Annotated in this window: 12 protein-coding genes; all 12 read left to right on the forward strand. The window is 43.3% G+C overall.

Annotated elements, in window-relative coordinates; translation table 11 throughout:
* Positions 1-43: 43 nt before the first annotated feature.
* Positions 44-1765: an ABC transporter ATP-binding protein gene (locus tag A8F94_RS20485; protein WP_066204690.1), complete on the forward strand. Its 1722-nt coding sequence runs from the start codon at positions 44-46 to the stop codon at positions 1763-1765.
* 251 nt (positions 1766-2016) lie between these two features.
* Positions 2017-3384, forward strand: coding sequence for an MATE family efflux transporter (locus A8F94_RS20490; protein WP_066204693.1), 1368 nt, complete (start codon positions 2017-2019; stop codon positions 3382-3384).
* A 440-nt stretch (positions 3385-3824) separates the two neighbouring features.
* Positions 3825-5165, forward strand: a complete 1341-nt coding sequence (locus A8F94_RS20495; protein WP_066205183.1) for an MFS transporter — start codon at positions 3825-3827, stop codon at positions 5163-5165.
* Between the two features lie 231 nt (positions 5166-5396).
* Positions 5397-7157 (forward strand): glycoside hydrolase family 3 protein, encoded by a 1761-nt coding sequence (locus tag A8F94_RS20500; protein WP_066204696.1) that lies wholly within the window; start codon positions 5397-5399, stop codon positions 7155-7157.
* A gap of 152 nt (positions 7158-7309) precedes the next feature.
* Positions 7310-8026, forward strand: a complete 717-nt coding sequence (locus A8F94_RS20505) for a GntR family transcriptional regulator (RefSeq protein ID WP_066204699.1) — start codon at positions 7310-7312, stop codon at positions 8024-8026.
* Between the two features lie 854 nt (positions 8027-8880).
* Entirely contained in the window at positions 8881-9522 is a 642-nt protein-coding gene (locus tag A8F94_RS20510; RefSeq protein WP_217490925.1) for a bifunctional 2-keto-4-hydroxyglutarate aldolase/2-keto-3-deoxy-6-phosphogluconate aldolase, read from the forward strand.
* Between the two features lie 4 nt (positions 9523-9526).
* Positions 9527-10540, forward strand: coding sequence for a sugar kinase (locus A8F94_RS20515; protein WP_066204705.1), 1014 nt, complete (start codon positions 9527-9529; stop codon positions 10538-10540).
* A 23-nt stretch (positions 10541-10563) separates the two neighbouring features.
* Positions 10564-11976, forward strand: a complete 1413-nt coding sequence (uxaC, locus tag A8F94_RS20520) for a glucuronate isomerase (protein WP_139070150.1) — start codon at positions 10564-10566, stop codon at positions 11974-11976.
* A 16-nt stretch (positions 11977-11992) separates the two neighbouring features.
* Complete coding sequence (gene uxuA, locus A8F94_RS20525; protein ID WP_066204707.1) at positions 11993-13045, forward strand: mannonate dehydratase; 1053 nt, start codon at positions 11993-11995, stop codon at positions 13043-13045.
* Between the two features lie 384 nt (positions 13046-13429).
* Positions 13430-14284 (forward strand): SDR family oxidoreductase, encoded by an 855-nt coding sequence (locus A8F94_RS20530; RefSeq protein WP_066204709.1) that lies wholly within the window; start codon positions 13430-13432, stop codon positions 14282-14284.
* A 116-nt stretch (positions 14285-14400) separates the two neighbouring features.
* Positions 14401-15240, forward strand: coding sequence for an HAD family hydrolase (locus tag A8F94_RS20535; protein ID WP_066204713.1), 840 nt, complete (start codon positions 14401-14403; stop codon positions 15238-15240).
* Between the two features lie 21 nt (positions 15241-15261).
* Entirely contained in the window at positions 15262-17013 is a 1752-nt protein-coding gene (locus A8F94_RS20540; RefSeq protein WP_254660917.1) for a glycoside hydrolase family 3 protein, read from the forward strand.
* Positions 17014-17025 lie beyond the last annotated feature (12 nt).

Below are 17025 nucleotides of genomic sequence, written 5' to 3' on the forward strand. Positions count from 1 at the left end.
TCTCTGGACTATAATCGGTAAGACAAAGGGGGGGAAGCATAAAATGATTCGCAGATTTTTTACATATTATCGGCCTCATAAAAGATTATTTATTATTGATTTCACTTGTGCAGTCATTGTTGCACTGCTCGAGCTTGCTTTTCCGCTCGCCGTCCAATGGTTCATTGACAAACTGCTGCCAGGCCAAAACTGGAATGCAATTGTAGGGGTAAGCATTGGGCTATTGCTTTTATATGTCGTAAGTACTTGCCTTCAGTATATTGTCAATTACTGGGGCCATAAGCTTGGCATCAATATAGAAACAGATATGAGGCAAGACCTTTTTCAACATGTCCAAAAGCAGTCATTCCGCTTTTTTGACAATACGAAGACCGGCCATATTATGAGCCGGATTACGAATGACCTATTTGACCTCGGGGAACTTGCCCACCATGGACCGGAGGATTTGTTTATTGCGGCGATGACCTTCATTGGCGCCTTCTGGATTATGCTTACAATCAACGTCAAGCTTGCGCTGGTCACGATGATTATTGTGCCGTTCCTGATTTGGCTAATGTATGTTTCAAACAAGCGGATGAATGCGGCATGGAAAAACATGTACAGCAACATTGCTGATGTTAATGCTCGGGTCGAGGATAGTGTCGCAGGGGTTCGCGTCGTTCAGTCGTTTACGAATGAAGACTTTGAGATTGATAGATTCAGGAAAAATAATCGCAAGTTCCGCCTCGCAAAATTGGCCGGCTACAAAGTTATGTCGTTCAGCCTTGCAGGCATGTATATGTCGACCAGGCTGATGGTATTGATTGTTCTTGTTTATGGTGCATGGTTGAGCTTTACCGGATTAATGACCTATGGGCAACTGGTCGGGTTTGTTCTTTATGTAAATGTCCTGTTCAAACCGATTGACAAAATTAGCGCCATCCTTGAGCTTTATCCTAAAGGAATGGCTGGCTTTAAACGGTTTACCGAGCTGATGGACCAGGACCCGGATGTAATCGATATAGAGGATGCAATTGAAGCCCAAAGCCTGAAAGGGAATATCGCCTTCAACAATGTATCATTCAGCTATGACGACAAAAAGCCGGTCCTTGAAGGAATAGATCTTAGAATCAATCATGGTGAAACTGTCGCTTTTGTCGGTCCATCTGGGGCCGGGAAAACAACAATTTGTTCACTGATTCCTCGTTTTTACGATGTGAACGGAGGCTCCATCACAATTGATGGAATAGATATCCGCAATATGACGAAAAAATCATTGCGTTCCCAAATTGGCATCGTCCAGCAGGATGTCTTCCTGTTTACCGGGACACTTCGTGAAAATATTGCCTATGGTTCATTAGGTGCCACTCAGGCTGATATTGAAGAAGCAGCACGCAGAGCCCATCTCGAAGACTTTATTGCGGGCCTGCCCGATGGCTATGAAACCCAAATTGGTGAACGCGGGTTAAAGTTGTCCGGCGGCCAAAAACAGCGGATTGCAATTGCGAGGATGTTTTTGAAAAATCCGCCAATCCTCATTCTTGATGAAGCAACCTCTGCGCTTGATACAGAAACGGAAAGAATCATTCAGAAGGCATTGACTGAATTGGCACAGAACCGGACGACCCTGGTCATCGCACACAGGCTGGCGACAATCCGCAATGCCGACCGAATCATTGTTGTCACTGAGGACGGCATTGCCGAGGAAGGAAGCCATGCGGAACTGATTGAAAAGGGCGGCATTTTCGCCAATCTTCATAAAGTACAATTCGAAACAATATCTTAAAAAGGAAAGTGCCAGCATCCAATGGAGAGGTTGGCAATTTCTTTCGTATTTCGAAAAATCATCTAGACAATTGGTAAAAAATAAACTAAAGTAATGAAGTTTGGGATAAAGTGAAACTTCCATCAGTGGCGCCTTTCCACTGATCGTTAGTTGAACCAATCGGGCATTTAGGGACAGTTGCCTCTGAAAGAGGCTTACTGACCCTTAATGCGGGAAAAATAACGCAATTGCGTTTGGGAGAAGGTACACAGATGCAGCAAGTCCGGAAAAACACCTTTATTGAGCCAGGATTATTCACTCTGACATGGCCCATTTTTATAGAATCATTTCTATATATATTAATGGGAAGCACCGATACGTTCATGCTTTCGTATGTATCGGATGAGGCAGTAGCTGCAGTCGGAGTTGCCAACCAGTTAGTCTTCTTTGCTATCCTTGTTTTTCAATTTGTTGCAACTGGTACAACGGTCCTAGTATCACAAAACCTGGGGGCGGGGTTATTAAAGGAAGCAAGAAAGGTCTCCGGTATTTCAGTATCCTTAAACCTGTTTTTTGGAATCGTTGTCAGTTTCTTGGTTGTCCTGTTCAGAGGCCAATTTTTAGGGCTCTTTGAACTTACTCCTGAAATCCACAAGCTTGCAGAACAATATCTGTTAATTGTCGGTGCAACACTATTCTCTCAGGCATTGCTTGTAACAGTTTCTTCTATATTACGTGCGAACGGTTTTACGAAGGAAGCAATGTTCACTTCCGTTTTTATGAACATGATCCACCTTGTCGGAAACAGTTTGTTTATTTATGGGTTGTTTGGCGTACCGCAGTTGGGGATTCAGGGGGTAGCCCTCTCAACCGCGCTTAGCCGTATCATTGCTGTCGCGCTTATTTTTTGGTTTATGTATAAACGCTTGCCTGTCCGAATCAAGCGGGGGGACTATACAAGCTTCAACCTTTCTTATATAAAAAGGATCCTTAGAATTGGCATTCCATCAGCAAGTGAAAATATTGTTTACAATACGAGCCAGATGGCGATGACAGCGATCATTGCTTTAATTGGTGCCATGGCATTGACGACCAGAGTGTATACATGGAACATTATGTCGTTTATGATGCTGTTCGGGATGTCGCTCGGGCAGGGAACGCAAATCTTGATTGGCTATAAGGTTGGCGCTGGTGATTTTGAAGGGGCATACGAACGTCTCTTAAAGAGCCTCAGACTTAGCCTGATGCTGACAATCCTCTCGGTTATACCAATTGTTTTGGTTCGAGAGTCTCTGCTTAGCATCTTTACAGCTAATCAAGAGATTATAAAGGAAGGCGCCAAGCTGCTGCTTCTCTGCCTCATATTGGAGCCAGGGCGGACCTTTAATATGGTCATTATCAGTGCGCTCCGGGCCGCAGGGGATGTTAATTTTCCTGTAAAAATGGCCGTCCTGTCCATGTGGATTATAAGTGTTCCGCTCGGATACTTTCTTGGCATCACACTGGGCTTCGGGCTTACCGGCATTTGGATCGCGTTCATATTTGATGAATGGTTCCGCGGCATCGTCATGTACTTCAGATGGAAAAGCCGCGTCTGGGAAAAGAAGAGCTTTGTTGACCACTCTGTACAGCCAGCTTGATAAAGAAACCATTTTAATAAGGTGGTTTCTTTTTTTTTTTGTGCAAACATGATTGGTTTTTATGTCTGAGATAGTGATAAACCAAATTGCAAGCAAAAATATAAGCAGAAAATAAAAAAGAAGAAAATTATGTAGAAAATGTTACCGGTTTCACTTTTTTGTTGCAAACGTATACAAGGAATGCTAGTATACTAGTATAACGAATGAGGGGGATGATTTCTCACATCTAGTAATTCTACTAGGCAAAAATCATTGAATGAACAAGGACAGGTTAACCAAAGCTAAGACAGACGAGGGACCTGACGAAAGTAAAAAGATTAAAAAACATTATTCATTTTTCAATTTAGAGCTTCACAAAATTAAACTTAAAAAACATCATTGTAAAACATTCATATTTTGAGGTGAGAAAATTGAGTGAGAAAAAAGTTCGCCCCTTCGGTATGAGGGATAAATTAGGTTATATGTTTGGTGATTTCGGGAATGATTTCTTCTTTATACTTGTAGCAGCATTCTTGATGGTATTTTATACAGATATTTTTGGCTTGAATCCGGCAGCGGTGGGCGTGTTATTCGCAATTGCGCGTTTGTGGGATGCAGTTGCTGACGTAGCTTGGGGCCGCTTTATTGATACAAGAAAAGCAGGTAAAAACGGAAAGTTTAGGCCGTGGATTCTAAGGATGTCTTTCCCGCTTGTGTTTACTGGTATTCTAATGTTCGTTTACATTCCAGGACAGTCTGAAGGATTTTACTTAGCCTATGCTTATGTAACGTATATTGTTTGGGGAACTTTATATTCCACTGTCAATATTCCTTATGGTTCGATGGCTTCTGTTATTACATCCGATCCTGTGGAACGTACTGCATTATCAAGTTGGAGAACAGCTGGGATGCAAATGGCTGGTTTAGTTATTAACGTAGTTGGGCCGATGATTCTATTTGTTAATAATAAGGCCAACGCCGATCGCTTCCTGCTGGCTGCATTAATTTTCGGGGGATTGGCAATCGCATGTTATCTGGCATGCTATACCTTGACTACCGAACGTATTGTAATGGATGAAACAAACAAGCAAAAGTTAAATTTGAAAACAACAATGAGAGGCCTTGTGAAAAACAAGCCACTAATGGTGTTCCTAGTTGCCGCTTTAACGTTTATGATTGTGTTTATGTTAATTGGTACTGTAAACGTTTACCTATTTAAGGATTATTTTGAAAATGCAAAAGCATTAAGTATGGTTGGACTTCTTCAAGCCTTAGCAGTATTTGTTGCTATGCCATTTGTTGGTCCTCTCGTTAAGAAATTTGGTAAAAAAGAAGTTGCTTCTGGCGGCTTATTGGTAGCAGCTGTAGTATACGGGGTCCTATATCTCCTTCCAAATATTACAGCAACTACGTTTATTGCCATCCTGTCAATTGCTATGATTGGTTACGGAGTATTCAACCTTGTCGTTTGGGCTTTCGTAACTGACGTTATCGACTATCATGAATATTTAACTGGCCTTCGTGAAGATGCAACAGTTTATTCGATCTATTCCATGGCACGTAAAATCGGCCAGGCTGTAGCAGGTGGTGTCGGCGGTGCTGCGATTGCGGCAGCAGGATATAATCCAAAGCTTGCTGAACAAACAGCTGAAACTCTTTCAGGAATTCATGCTCTTGGTACATTAGTTCCTGCACTCACATTTGCTCTTGTATTCTTAATCATGGTATTCCTATACCCATTGAATAAAAAGCGCACTGTTAAATTGGCTGAAGATCTTGCGGCGAAGCGCGCTGAGAAATAAGGTTGTATAGAGAAGATAGCTGCCATTGCCGCAGCTATCTTCTTCCATAATATAATTGCTTGTTTTTGATTTAACTTGTATGCTAGTATACAAATGAAAACCTATACAAACTATAGGACAAGTCAGTCGTTCCAAAAGGGGTTTCCATTAAGTATACTTGCTGGTCAGGCTGGAAAACCTATTGAGGGCGAATTGATGATGTAGCGTTATATTGTAAAGGAGTGGACAACATTGGCAAAAGTAGATTTAAAAGCAGTGCCTTTTAATCTGACAGATGAGGACATTAAATGGGTTGAACAAACAATTGGATCCATGTCTCTGGAAGAAAAAATCGGACAGCTATTCGTAAATATGGGTTCTAGCCGTACAGAAGAATACTTGACCGAAATGGTTAACAACTATCATATCGGGGCTGTTCGTTATAACCCTGGAAAAGCAGAGGAAGTATACGAGCAAAACAGGATTCTTCAAGAAAAAAGTAAAATTCCTTTGCTGATTGCAGCAAACACTGAAGCAGGCGGGAACGGTGCTTGTACTGACGGCACAGAAGTAGGCGTTGAAGTGAAAATTGCTGCAACGAATGATCCGAAATGGGCGTACGAAATGGGCCGGGTTTCAGGTGTTGAGGCATCCGCAATCGGCTGTAACTGGAGTTTTGCTCCAATCGTAGACATTAACTACAACTGGCGCAACCCTATCATCTCAACTCGTTCATTTTCATCTGATCCAGATAAGGTTCTTGAAATGAGCCTTGCTTATATGAAAGGTATCCAGGAAAGCGGCATTGCTCCTGCAGCTAAACACTGGCCTGGAGACGGCGTTGACGAGCGCGACCAGCATCTATCCTTCAGTGTAAACAGCCTTTCAACTGAAGAATGGGATCAGACTTTTGGTAAAGTGTACAAAGGACTTATTGATGCAGGCCTTCCGTCCATCATGGCTGGGCATATTCACCTGCCTTCCTATGAAAGACACTTCAACCCTGATATTAAAGATGAAGAGCTAATGCCAGCTACTCTTTCTAAAGAAATTACAACTGACTTGCTTCGCGGCAAATTAGGCTTTAATGGTGTTGTAGTAACAGACGCTAGCCACATGCTTGGGCTGACTGGTGCAATGAAGAGAAGCGAACTTCTTCCAACATCCATTGCTGCAGGCTGTGACCTATTCTTGTTCTTTAACGATCCAGATGAAGACTTCGGTTACATGATGGATGGTTACAAGAATGGTATCATCACTGACGAGCGCCTGGAAGAAGCTCTTACACGCATCCTTGGCTTGAAAGCGAAACTTGGCCTGCATAAGAAGGCAAAGACTGAAATCCTTCAGCCAAAAGAAGAAGCGCTTGCGAAAATCGGCCTTCCTGAAAACACAGCCTTGTTCAAGGAAGTTGCTGACAGAGCGATCACTTTGGTTAAAGATAAGCAGGATATCTGGCCAGTCACTCCTGAAAAATATAAACGGGTATTATTGGTTGATGTAAAAGGTGTAGCCGGCGGATTCGGTGCATTGATTGGAAGCAAAGAAAAAGCTGTTGATATCATGAAAGAATTGCTTGAAGCACAAGGCTTTGAAGTAACGGTTTGGGAATCGACAGAAGAGAGAATCATGAAGCTTCCTGAAGAAGAGAGAAGCGCAGCGCTTGCAAACGTTTATGCACAAAAGCGTCCGATTACCGAGTTGACTGATAACTATGATTTAGTCATCAACATTGCCAACGTTAACCCAGGAACCGTTCAAAGGATCGTATGGCCAGCAAGTAAAGGTACTCCGGATATTCCATTCTATGTACATGAATTGCCGACGATCTTTGTATCTGTTCAATACCCTTACCATTTGGCAGATGTACCGCAAGTAAAAACATACATCAATACGTATGACAGCAGAAAGCAAACACTAGAAGTACTGGTAGATAAGCTGATGGGCAAATCCGAGTTCAAAGGTGAAAGCCCAGTTGATGCATTCTGCGGATTTATCGATACACGGATCTAAATTTAAAATGGAAGGATCATTCCTCAACTAGTTGGGTGAATGGTCCTTTTTTTCGAATGGGGGTTTAAAAGAGAATCTTTATTGTAGGAACGCGAGGAGAATGCTATCATTGTTAATAACAATGGTATCTAAAACGGGGAGTGCGAAAAAGCATGGTTACATTATCACCAAGGCTGCCTGGTGAAAATATTAAAGAATATTCATATAGGGTGATTAAGGATTCCATCATGGCTCTCGAGCTTGAACCTGGGAAGGCTATTAGTGAAGTAGAGTTGGCGGAAGCTTTGCAGATTTCAAGAACACCAATTAGGGAGGTCCTTGCAAAGCTGCGGGAGGAACACCTGGTCGAAGTATTTCCACAGGTTGGTACATATATTTCAAAAATCAAACCCCAACTGATAGTTGAAGCCTCTTTTATGAGATTTACTCTTGAACGTGAAATACTGAGGCTTTCTTGTGAGTACTATCCACTGCCGAACCTGTATGATTTGAAGAAGAATGTCGCTCTTCAAAAGGAATTGGTCGGAAAGAAAGGTACTGAAAGAGAGTTTCATAGGCTGGATAAGGAATTCCACAGGATTATTTTTGAGGGTAATGGAAAAGAAAATGTCTGGTCTGCCATTACTCGGATAAGTACTCATTATAATCGGATTAGGCTGTTGTCTGAGATGCAGCATAATTTCGATGATGCAATTGCTCAACATGAAAGAATTGTAGAGATTATAGAAAATAAAGAATGTAAGAGTGTAGAAGAAATCGTCAGGCGCCATATTCTTGAGCCTATCAGCCTCTGGGAGGATTTGTTCAGGGATGATAGCCCATATTTGAATTATTTTGAACTGCCAACTGCCAGACCGGTATTCCAGTAGGGGAATGCTGGTTTTTTTTCGTAATTTCCAGTCAGCCGTTATTGCGAAGATTTTGTATTTATTCTGAGATCCAATTATTACAGGATGGCCGCTTCCAAGAGGCAGCCGTCCAGGGAATTCAGTGCAATATCACCCAAAAAGGAATGCCTGTCGATACCGATCGTATTTTTTTGAGGAAACTGGTGTGAAGTAAAGGGCAATTATCCGAACTGTCCTTCTCCACGCGCATATAGGTTGAGCGAGCTCCTGATAAATAGCCTTGCAACAATAAGCCAGGTTTGAATAGTCTTTTACGTACAGCCCATTAATATTTAATAGGGCTTTTTCTTTTTCACTTCCAAAAAATAGAGATTCTCTTTTCTCATAAAGGCGATGAAGGGGGGGGAACAGTCCCAAAATCCAAGGCGAGCAACCAGCCCTGATGTTGTGTAAAACCGTTTTCAATGATGAACTTTAGGGAAACGTATAATTTGGCGGTAAGTTTAAGTAATTTGATGAAAAGGACATTTGGATTTATGATGCATTCTTTAAAGCAGGAGGCATATTTCGAAGACCACTACGGCTTACGGCCATGTAATTTGGCAATAATCAGCCCTTTATGACTGTATTAAGTTCACATGTTAAAAAAATGATTAAAATAATCAATATAACTGGCATTAACTTTTGATGTATGCTAGTATACAAGATGTATGAAAGGCGTTTCAAAAATGGAAAAAGTTTTCGTATACTATGCCATTTGCTATGCACACTAAGATAAGGTAAATGTGCCAATTGTATATGCAAGTTTTTTTTAAAAAAACGCCAAGTAATTAAGAATTCTTTCCAAACCAAAAAAGGAAAGGGGAAAAATAATGCTGCAAAAATTCGAAGTGCTTAATGAAATGCACAAAGGCTATCTCGTAGCCGTTATTCGTGGCAAGAACAAAGAAGAGGCTGTAGAAATTTCCAAGCGAGCGTTTGCAGGCGGTATCCGTTCACTTGAGGTGACGTTCTCGACACCTGGAGCGGAAGATGCTATTGAAGAACTTGCCAAGCTTGGCGACAGCAACATGATTATCGGGGCAGGCACTGTGCTCGACGCTGAGACAGCGCGAATCGCAATCATGAAGGGTGCGAAATATGTTGTTAGCCCTCACTTTGATGGCGCAATTGCAACAATGTGCAATCGCTATGCGGTTCCGTATCTTCCAGGCTGTGGATCTGTTACTGAAATCATGGAAGCTCTCTCATTTGGTGTAGATGTTGTGAAATTGTTCCCGGGAAGCCTGATGGGGCCTTCATTTATAAAGGATGTTAAAGGTCCAATCCCTCACGTTGAATTAATGCCGTCTGGCGGGGTAAGCCTTGACAATATTGATAAATGGGTAAAAAATGGCGCTTTCGCTGTCGGAATCGGCAGTGCGCTGACAAAGGGTGTTTCAAACGGAGATTACAGCTCTGTGCAGGACGTGGCCCGTTCGTTTATGAACAAGCTAGCTGAAGTAAAGGCGGACTAGTGAAATGAAAAAAGTAGTCACACTTGGGGAAATCATGCTTCGTCTCTCCGCCCCAAACTTCCAAAAGATTGTCCAAGCACAATCCTTTGATGCGGTTTACGGTGGAGGGGAGGCTAATGTGGCTGTTTCACTGGCTAAGTTTGGCTTGCAAAGCTCGTTTGTTACTAAGCTTCCTGAAAATGCAGTTGGCACCAGCGCCGAACAGCAGCTTAACAGATTTGGTGTAGATACCAGTCATGTTTTGCACGGTGGAGACCGGCTTGGTATTTACTTTTTTGAAAAAGGATATTCAATCCGTTCATCAAAGGTTTACTATGACCGGAAACACAGTGCCTTTGCTGAGTCCAAGGCTGAAGAATACGACTTCGATGCAATTTTTGAGGGTGCCGACTGGTTCCACATTAGCGGAATTACACCGGCATTGAGTGACGAGTTGTTCCTGGTTACAAAGGAAGCGCTCTCGGCCGCCAAGAAAAAGGGTCTAACAACCAGTTGTGATCTGAATTATCGAAGTGCTTTATGGCCTTTCGATGAAGCGCGTAAAAAAATGACTGAGCTGATCAAGGACGTAGATGTTTGCATTGGCATAGAGCCTCTAAGCCTTCCTGATGAAGACGGCGAGGATATCAAAGAGCGTCTTCCGGAAAATCCTTCGACTGAAGATTATAAAGGGATTATGGATGAGCTATGCAAGCGTTTTGGTTTTAAACATGTTGTCATGACAAAGCGTGAGCATGTTTCTGTCAACCGGAACCGTCTTTATGCCCTCCTTTATGATGGAAAGGAAATTTATCAGTCCAGGGAAGTGGAAGTGGACATCATTGACCGGGTTGGCACAGGCGATGCTTTTTCAGCTGGGATTATCTATGCATTGATAAGTGAATATAAGCCTCAGGATGCGGTCGAATTCGCAACAGGCTGCTTTGCTTTGAAACATACGATTGAAGGGGATGCTAACTTAATCCCGATTGCTGATGTAGAAAGATACATGGCACGATCTTTTGCGATTGATCGTTAGATAATTTTTAGGAGGTGTGTGACTTGGCAGCATTCATTCATGATAACTTTATGCTTAAAAATAAAGCGGCGGTGGAGTTGTATCACAACTATGCCAAAGATATGCCGATTTATGATTACCACTGCCACCTTTCTCCAAAGGATATTGCTGAAAACAGGAAATTCAGCAACATCACTGAACTATGGCTTGAGGGTGACCATTATAAGTGGAGAGCATTGAGGGCAAATGGTGTTGACGAGCGTTATATTACAGGAGATGCCGATCCGAAGGAAAAGTTTGCGGCATGGGCAAAAACCGTTCCAAACACACTGGGAAACCCACTCTATCACTGGACCCATCTTGAACTTAAAAAATACTTCGGAATTGAAGAATTGCTTGATGAGACTAGCTGGGAACGCATTTGGGACAAGTGCAATGAACTACTGGAAAAGGATGAGTACTCCGTACAAAACCTAATCCTTCGTTCCAATGTGAAAGTAATTTGTACCACGGATGATCCGACAGATGACTTGCAATACCACGAGCAAATCGCAAATAGCAATTTTCCGGTTACAGTATTGCCAACCTTCCGTCCGGATAAAGGTGTTGAAATTAACAAGGATTCCTTCAAAGGCTTTGTTGAACTGCTGGGCAGTGTCGTTGGCAGGGAAATCAAATCATTTGGGGATTACCTGAACGCCCTTGAGGAGCGGGTTGAGTACTTCCATCAAAAAGGCGGCAGGCTTTCCGACCATGGACTCGGATCAATTCCATTCGCAACTGCCGAGCCAGCTGAACTCGAGAAAATTTTTGAAGCTGGATTGAGCGGCCAAAGCGTGAGCGCTGAGGATGAAGAGAAGTTTAAAACAGCAGTACTTGTGTTTTTAGGAAAATGCTACAAGAAACGCGATTGGGCCATGCAAATTCACTTTGGTGCGATTCGCAATAACAATACTAGATTGTTTAATAAACTTGGAGCAGATGCTGGCTTTGATTCCATCAATGATGAGGGCGAAGTCGCAGCACCGCTTAATGCATTGCTCGATGCCTTGGATAAGGACAACTCTCTTCCAAAAACCATTCTTTATAACCTGAACCCTATCCATAACGATTTGATTGGGAGTACGCTAGCCAATTTCCAGACTGAACCGGGTGTAGCCGGCAAAATTCAATTTGGTTCCGGCTGGTGGTTTAACGATACGAAACAAGGGATGATCCGTCAGATGAATGCATTGGCTGATCAAGGACTGCTTATGCATTTTGTCGGCATGCTGACTGACTCCCGAAGCTTTATTTCGTACAGCCGCCATGAATACTTCCGCCGCATCCTTTGCAACCTGGTAGGAGAATGGGTTGAGGATGGAGAAGTACCGAATGATAAGGATCTATTGAAAAAGCTTATTGAAAATATTTGCTATAACAATGCAAAAAACTACTTCAGTATTGAAGTGAAATAAAAGGAGGAACTTTATTATGCAAATGAGTTTTCGCTGGTACGGCAAGACTGACAGTATTTCATTGGAGTACATCCGCCAGATTCCTGGTATGAAAGGTATTGTAACTGCAATTTATGATATCCCGGTTGGCGAAGCATGGCCAATGGATAAAATCGAGGAATTGAAAAAGACTGTAGAAGATGCAGGCCTTGAAATCTCTGTTATCGAGAGTGTACCTGTCCATGAAGACATCAAAATCGGTCTTCCAACACGTGACAAGTACATTGAAAACTATAAAGAAACAATCCGTAACCTAGGTAAAGCTGGCATTCCGGTTGTTTGCTACAACTTCATGCCAATCTTTGACTGGACTCGTACAGATCTTGATTACCGTCTTCCAGATGGTTCAACAGCTCTTATCTTTGAAGAAGAAGTTGCTAAGAAAATGGACCCGCTAACAGGCGAACTTTCCCTGCCAGGCTGGGATTCCAGCTACAAAAAGGAAGATTTGCAAGTATTGTTTGACCACTACAGCAAGGTCGACCATGAAAAGCTATGGGAAAACCTTGGATATTTCATTAATGAAATCATTCCAGTTGCAGAAGAAGCTGGCGTGAAGATGGCAATCCACCCAGATGATCCTCCGTACGATATCTTTGGCTTGCCACGTATCATTACAAACAAAGAAAACCTTGAGCGTTTCATCAACCTATACGACAGCCCATACAACGGCTTGACTATGTGCAGTGGTTCCCTAGGATCACACCCTGATAACAATTTCCCTGAAATGCTTCGTTACTTTGGCCAAAAAGGCCGCGTGAATTTCGTTCATGCCCGTAACATTAAGCTGACTGGCGGACTTAGCTTTGAAGAATCTGCACATCCATCCGAATACGGTTCTATTGATATGTATGAAGTTATCCGCTCAATGGCAGACTTCAACTATGAAGGTCCAATCCGTCCTGACCATGGCCGCATGATCTGGGGCGAAACTGGAAAGCCAGGCTACGGCTTGTACGACCGCGCACTAGGCGCAACATACCTTTACGGCCTATGGGAAGCAGAACAAAAAAGCAGGAAAAACAAGTAATTTAAGTAATTTACGATAAGTAATGGTTTGCTGTGAGATTAACGAACAAGATATGTTGTAAGAATTACTATATGGATTGAAGCGGAAGGCGCGAAGACTCCAGTGGGAGAAAAGGGACAGTGGGAGACCCAACAGGCGCTTATAGCGCCGAGGAGATAGGAAAGCGAGGCGACTGCCCAGCTCCGAAAAGCGCTGGAGGGCCTGAAGCAGAAGTCGTTCTTGACTTCAGCTGAAGGACCGAAGCGACTCGAGGAGCTAGGAGCCGCAGCTAGACAGGCTCCCCGCCCGCCCACGGAAAGCGAAGCGCCTGAAGTGGAAATCCAAGAACTCTAGTTCAAGCTACATAGTTAAACCAAACCCTAATTTTAGAGGAGGATTTCCGAAATGGCAGTTCCATTCAAAGTAGATTTAACAAATAAAGTTGCTGTTGTAACAGGCGGCGGCGGTGTATTGGGTTCATACTTTGCAAAAGCACTTGCAGAATGCGGTGCGAAAGTTGCAATCCTTGACCTTAACCAGGAACCAGCTGACAAAATCGCAGCAGAAATCAAGGAAGCTGGCGGCACTGCAATCGGTGTTGCAGCAAACGTCCTTGACCGTGAAGCACTTGAAAAAGCTCGCGAAATTGTTGAAAAAGAGCTAGGCACTTGCGACATCCTTCTAAACGGTGCCGGCGGAAACAACCCGCGCGGTACTACTGATGACGAGTTCTACAATGCGGAAGAAGTGAAAAACAATCCAGACCTTAAGACATTCTTTGAGCTCGACCCTAAAGGTGTAGGTTTCGTATTTGACCTTAACTTCCTTGGAACATTGCTTCCTTCCCAAGTATTTGCGAAGGGCATGACTGAGAAAAAAGGTACTTGCATCATCAACGTTTCTTCGATGAATGCATACACTCCATTGACTAAAATTCCTGCATACAGCGGAGCGAAAGCTGCGATCAGCAACTTCACTCAATGGCTTGCTACTTACTTTGCAAAAGCAGGCATCCGTGTTAATGCGATTGCACCAGGCTTCCTGGCAACTGCACAAAACAGGGCGCTTTTGTTCAATGAAGATGGAACTCCAACAGCTCGTACAGGGAAAATCCTGAACAGCACTCCAATGGAGCGCTTCGGCGAGCCGGAAGAGTTGGTTGGCGGTCTCCTGTTCCTTGCTAGCGAAGAAGCTGCAAGCTTTGTAACAGGTGTTGTTCTTCCAATCGACGGTGGATTCTCTTCTTACACTGGAGTTTAATATTTCTTTTACGGTTGCCCTGCCCGATTCGTATCGGTCAGGGCAGCCTTTATGTGTTTATTAAAAAGCGTTTTCAACTTAGTGAAATCAACTTTGTTTATAGGTGGAGGCTGACAATGAAAGAGAATATTAATGAATTCAAAAAAACAAGAGACTTCCTGGTATGTGTTGATTCAGATGGCTGCGCAATGGATACGATGGAAGTCAAGCACCGAAAATCCTTTGGTCCAGAGGCTGTGAATATCTGGAATCTTCATCATATTGAGGATCGCTTCCTTGAAGTGTGGAATAACTTAAACCTCTACACAATGACAAGAGGAATTAACCGTTTTAAGGGTGTTGTTGCAACATTTGAAGCCCTTGAAAAAGAAGGGATTGAAATGCCGGATATTTCTTCTTTTAAAAAATGGACTGAAACAACTCCTGAGCTTTCAGCACCTGCCCTTCAAAGGGAAATTGACAAAACCGGTGATGAGCAGTTAAAGAAGGCGTTGGAATGGAGTAAGGCGGTTAACCGTTCCATTGAACAGTTATCTGGCGAAGATAGGCCATTTGAAGGTGCGAAAGAAGGACTTGAAGCGGCACAGGAAGTCGCAGATGTCGCAATCGTATCATCCGCTAACGGTGCTGCCGTTCTGGATGAATGGACGAGGCATGAGCTTGCGCCGCATGTGGATGTAATGCTTGGCCAGGAAGCTGGCACAAAGGCATACTGCATTGGACAATTAAAAGAATTCGGTTATGACAACAAACAAGTCTTAATGGTTGGCGATGCACCCGGAGACCTGGATGCAGCCAGCAAGAATGGCGTGTTCTTTTATCCAATCTTGGTCAATAAGGAAAAATTCTCTTGGGATCGCTTTAAAAATGAAGCATTGGGTAAGTTCATTGACGGAAGCTTCGATGATGATTATCAGAAGCAGCTGATTAATGAGTTTAATGACAACCTAAAATAGAGAGAAGTGTAGAGTGTGGAAATGAGTCGGAAAATAGCCGGGAAAAACGTCCCAATGCCGAAGGTCGACCTAAAAGCAAAACCATACAATTTGTCAGATGAAGACATTAAATGGGTAACAGAAACGATTTCCGGTATGACGGATGAAGAAAAAATCGGCCAATTGTTCATAAACCTGTTCTTTTTTGGCGGAGACCAATTCAGTGGCAACAACCTGACCAATGAGGAAATCTTGAAAAAGTACCATATTGGCGGAGCTCGCTACCAGGGTGGCACTGCTGAACAAGTACAGGATTTGATTAACAGTTTGCAATCTGGCTCCAAGGTGCCATTGCTTGTGGCAGCGAACTGTGACTCTGGCGGCAATGGCGCAATGAAAGATGGTACATATGTTGCCAAAGCAGCAATGTGCGAAGCTTCCGGAGACACTCAGGTATCTTACGATGCCGGCTATGTCAGCGGCCGTGAAGAACATGCGATCGGGGTTAACTGGAACTTTGATCCTTGTGTCGATATCCTGAAGAACTGGCGCAATACAATCGTTAACACCCGTGCGTATGGAACCGATGCTGAAACGGTCATTAAGCATACAAATGCATATATTGAAGGTCTGACTGAAAGCAATATCGGCGTATGTATAAAGCACTGGCCTGGTGACGGTACTGAAGAACGCGACCAGCATCTTGTCATGGGAGTCAATGAACTAAGTGTGGAAGAATGGGAGGAAACATTCGGTAAGGTATACCGAAACCATATCGAAAATGGTGTCCATTCCATTATGTCTGGCCATATTGCACTTCCTGAGTACCAAAAGCAACTGATTCCTGGCCTTGAAGACCGGGATGTCCTGCCGGCGACTCTTGCCCCAGAACTGATCAATGGCCTGCTGAAAACAAAGCTTGGCTTCAATGGCCTTGTGTTGACAGATGCAGCCCACATGCTGGGGATGACGGCAGCCATGAAGCGTGAGGAGTATGTACCTCAGGCAATTGCAGCAGGATGTGACATGTTCTTATTCTTCAATGATATCGATGAAGACTATCACTTCATGTTGAACGGCTATAAGAATGGTATCATCACTGAAGAGCGCCTTCAGGATGCCCTTGAAAGGATTCTTGGCCTTAAAGCGGCTCTAGGTCTTCACAAATCGCAGCAAGAAGGCACATTGCTCCGTACAAGGGAAGATCTGAAAGTAGTCGGATCCGAAGACCATATCGAACGTGCAAGAGCTGCTGCAGATAAGGGTATCACTCTTGTTAAGAACACTCTAGACCAGCTGCCGATCCGCCCGGAAACACATAAACGCATTCGCCTCTACTACCTCGAAGGTGAAAAAGGCGGCATTTATGAAGCGGGTTCTGAAACACTTGATTTCATTAAAGCAGAATTGGAAAGACGCGGGTTTGAAGTAGCCATTAATGATGGAACAACCCGGATCAAGGGCCCTACATTAAAATACCGTGCAGAAGTAGACGCAGCTTTGGTCTTTGCCAATGTTGTCGGATATGGCGCACAAAACAATTATCGGATCCAATGGAAGACGGCAATGAGCAACGAAGTTCCATGGTACGTGTATGAAGTTCCAACCGTATTTGTATCCTTGAACTTCACGACTCATTTGACGGATGTTCCAATGGTGAAGGCTTATATCAATGCATATAACGATGACGAAATCACCGTTACTAAAACCATTGATAAAATTATGGGAGAGTCTGAATTCAAAGGAACTCCAAATGAACTCGTCTGGTGCAATAAGTGGGATACAAGGCTTTAATCGGCTAAATAA

The sequence above is a fragment of the Bacillus sp. FJAT-27225 genome (assembly GCF_001685025.1).
In the GTDB taxonomy this organism is placed as follows: Bacteria; Bacillota; Bacilli; order Bacillales; family Cytobacillaceae; genus Bacillus_D.

What these genes read in the sequence shown, in the direction of transcription:
- A8F94_RS20490 (WP_066204693.1), top strand. Translation starts at nt 2,017, where the DNA reads ATGCAGCAAGTCCGGAAAAACACCTTTATTGAGCCAGGATTATTCACT.
- A8F94_RS20530 (WP_066204709.1), top strand. Translation starts at nt 13,430, where the DNA reads ATGGCAGTTCCATTCAAAGTAGATTTAACAAATAAAGTTGCTGTTGTA.
- uxuA (WP_066204707.1), top strand. Translation starts at nt 11,993, where the DNA reads ATGCAAATGAGTTTTCGCTGGTACGGCAAGACTGACAGTATTTCATTG.
- A8F94_RS20505 (WP_066204699.1), top strand. Translation starts at nt 7,310, where the DNA reads ATGGTTACATTATCACCAAGGCTGCCTGGTGAAAATATTAAAGAATAT.
- A8F94_RS20515 (WP_066204705.1), top strand. Translation starts at nt 9,527, where the DNA reads ATGAAAAAAGTAGTCACACTTGGGGAAATCATGCTTCGTCTCTCCGCC.
- A8F94_RS20540 (WP_254660917.1), top strand. Translation starts at nt 15,262, where the DNA reads ATGAGTCGGAAAATAGCCGGGAAAAACGTCCCAATGCCGAAGGTCGAC.
- A8F94_RS20495 (WP_066205183.1), top strand. Translation starts at nt 3,825, where the DNA reads ATGAGGGATAAATTAGGTTATATGTTTGGTGATTTCGGGAATGATTTC.
- A8F94_RS20535 (WP_066204713.1), top strand. Translation starts at nt 14,401, where the DNA reads ATGAAAGAGAATATTAATGAATTCAAAAAAACAAGAGACTTCCTGGTA.
- A8F94_RS20485 (WP_066204690.1), top strand. Translation starts at nt 44, where the DNA reads ATGATTCGCAGATTTTTTACATATTATCGGCCTCATAAAAGATTATTT.